Raw genomic sequence first — 2747 nt, forward strand, 5'->3', positions numbered from 1 at the left:
GAATTAAATATTAGTAAGTCTATTAGCTATTTAAGGAAAAAAACCAATGAGAAAATAGAACACATACTGGTAAAGAATGGTCAATTCGTCAAGGAAGGAGAAATACTTGCCGTTATGGAAAATAACGCCAACAACAAAGATATAGAACTAATTCAAAACAAGTTAAACAGCATCCTTGATTCAGGCTTTTTAAATCATTACTCAGTCCAGACTCAATTTCCTTTAAACGTTAGATTAGGAGGAATGAATACCCCCTATCGTGATTTTGTTTCAAAATATCAGCAGTACTTAGAGGCTAGTTTTATGTCCCCAAAAAAAACTTTAATTAACGAGAGAATTAAACGAAGTCGAACCAGGCTGGTATTTTTAAAAAATAAAAGACTAATCATAGAGGAGGAAAAAACTCAAGTTGCCAAATCTTACTATTTGGAGCAAAAGAAGTCTCTAATTACAAATCACGGTAGAATTCATGAATTCGAACAAGCATTGACCAAGTATTTAGAACGCAAGAACAGGACAGACAATATTAAAGATTCGATTAGCCTACTTGAAATGGAAATTGATTTCATGAATGACTTCATATTACCAGAGACAACACCAACATTTCTTCCAAAAAAGGGTCTTTACTCCAGTCTATTTGAACTTAAAAGTAAAATTGAAGAATGGGAGTCTAAATATACTGTCAAGAGCCCAATTTCAGGTAAAGTATTGTATTCTTACCCTCAAGCCGTATTCAATGATCAATCGATAAATGATACAATCTTCGTCATTATCCCCAATGAATTAAAAAGTCTTGAGGCACAACTAAGAGCAAAATCAAACCATCTAAAAGAAGTCAAAGAGAATTCATTAATCTTATTAAAATTCCAACAACATCCATTCAAGCATTTGGATGAGGTTCGAGCTAAAATTTCTTCGATAGAAAAATATACTCATAATGAGGAAACAAACTGTAAGCTATCTTTTGATTCAAATGTAGTAGCCTTAATGTTTGATGAAAAATTTGATCTTAAGGAAAATATTGTTGGCGAGGGAACCATTGTAATAAGAGAAACAAATTTATGGGACAATCTGTTTTCTCAAATATTTGAATCAGTAAATAAATTACCAGAAGACTAGGCCCTAATTATTACATTTTAACTGTAACACTCTCAAATCAGAAAAAGTATCCGTATTTATCTATGATCAGTCTTTCCTTTTCTTTTACCAATAATACTGTATTATTATCATAATACTTTTTATATTGCTCCCTTATTGAAGTGTTAGTAGGCTTTTGATTTGCATCTAGAACTTTTTTCATTTCGGCCTGCTTATAACCTAATATATCACTATTCAACAATAAGTCTTTTTGAATGTGTTCAGTTCTTATCACGAAATTCAAGAAGTTATTTTCTTTGTCGTGTTTGAAGGCCGATTGAAAATTCCCGATTGTATTGATTTTGTTTGCTTTGTAAGTAAAAAGTTTTAAATATCTATATGATAAAAGGCCTATTTCAGTCGATATTTCACATTCTTTATAACCCTCTCCAATGGAAATTTCAGGTTTTGAAATAACAATCTCTAGCCATGACCGAAAATTGTGCATATTATTAGGATCTGAATAAAGGGTATTCCAAATTTTCATGTTCAATTGAGGGTATTTTTTTGGTATAAATTTTTTCTCAATGTCTTTGGGTATACTTTTAAACTCCCTTTTTTGAATCTTAGCGACCGTTTTAAATAATCCGCCTTTCCCCATACAACCAAAAGCCCATAAAGAAACGTACCAATCCCAAGGGTTTCGAATATTGCCAATCTTAAGTTTGTCGTCAAAATTTCCAATTAGGCCTGGATGAATTGAATCATATGTGTTATGAACCCCCTTAAGAACATAATTATCCTTAGCAAGTGAAATAAGTATATCCTTTGTATAGGAACTACCTGTCTTTTGTAATTCAAAATAAATGAATTTCTCAGCAATCAACATTTGATAAAAGGTTTCTAATGTTATATTCCATCTAAAAAACGTTGTGCAGCGATTTTATCGCCAATAAAGTGTTGTCATGGATTTTTTGAACGACTTCATAACCTATACTGTTAATGTTTAATTTGAACCAATCTGTATAAATTATTTTTTTATTGTCTTCAAGAATAAGCATTGGCTTACATCGATTAATCAAGTCAAGGCCTCCTGCTATAGCCTCTTTCTCATATCCCTCAACATCAAGTTGAATAATTGACACATACCTGTTTTCAGGTATAAGATCATCCATCCGCCTAATTTCCACATCAATAGTTTTTCCTTTTCCATTATCTTCTTTTAATATCCTACTTGCTCCGCCTAAACGAATTCCTGAATTTGTTTCAATAAGCATTTTTGATTTTGTATTTGCTTCTCCAAGCCCGTAATTGAACAATTCAACATTTTTTAAATTATTGATTTGAGAGGTAATTTGTGCGCATCGAAAATTTTCCAAACAGGGTTCAAAAGCCCATATTTTCTTGTCTTTACCGATTGAAGCTGATATCCCGGGAAGAAAGTCTCCAAAAAAGGTGCCAGCGTGAATCACATCACCTTCTCCACAATTCTCCCTTATAAACTCAATGGTATCAGGTTCAAATACCTCTCCTCGTAAAATTTTTTGGACCGCAGGCCTCTTTTGAGAGGAAAATGGGACAAAATACCAGCCATAACTATTACTTCCCACAAGTCCATACAATATTTCTTTAGATTTATTTATTGATATTGTCATCTACTTGATATAACA

3 protein-coding genes are annotated in these 2747 nt (G+C 32.2%); 1 reads left to right on the plus strand and 2 read right to left on the minus strand.

Features of this window, described 5'->3' with window-relative positions; translation table 11 throughout:
* Positions 1 to 1119, plus strand: a 1119-nt coding sequence (locus A7D14_RS20145) for a hypothetical protein (protein WP_067037612.1), incomplete at its 5' end; no start/stop codon positions are given.
* Positions 1120 to 1156: 37 nt separating this feature from the next.
* Here the strand turns inward: A7D14_RS20145 and A7D14_RS17920 are convergent.
* Together A7D14_RS17920 and A7D14_RS17925 are read right to left on the minus strand one after the other, a co-directional pair.
* Positions 1157 to 1966, minus strand: coding sequence for a hypothetical protein (locus A7D14_RS17920; protein ID WP_036382873.1), 810 nt, complete (start codon positions 1964 to 1966; stop codon positions 1157 to 1159).
* Between the two features lie 31 nt (positions 1967 to 1997).
* Complete coding sequence (locus A7D14_RS17925) at positions 1998 to 2732, minus strand: FkbM family methyltransferase (protein ID WP_067037613.1); 735 nt, start codon at positions 2730 to 2732, stop codon at positions 1998 to 2000.
* Positions 2733 to 2747: the final 15 nt, after the last annotated feature.

The organism is Allomuricauda sp. CP2A (assembly GCF_001683915.1).
Lineage (GTDB): Bacteria > Bacteroidota > Bacteroidia > Flavobacteriales > Flavobacteriaceae > Flagellimonas.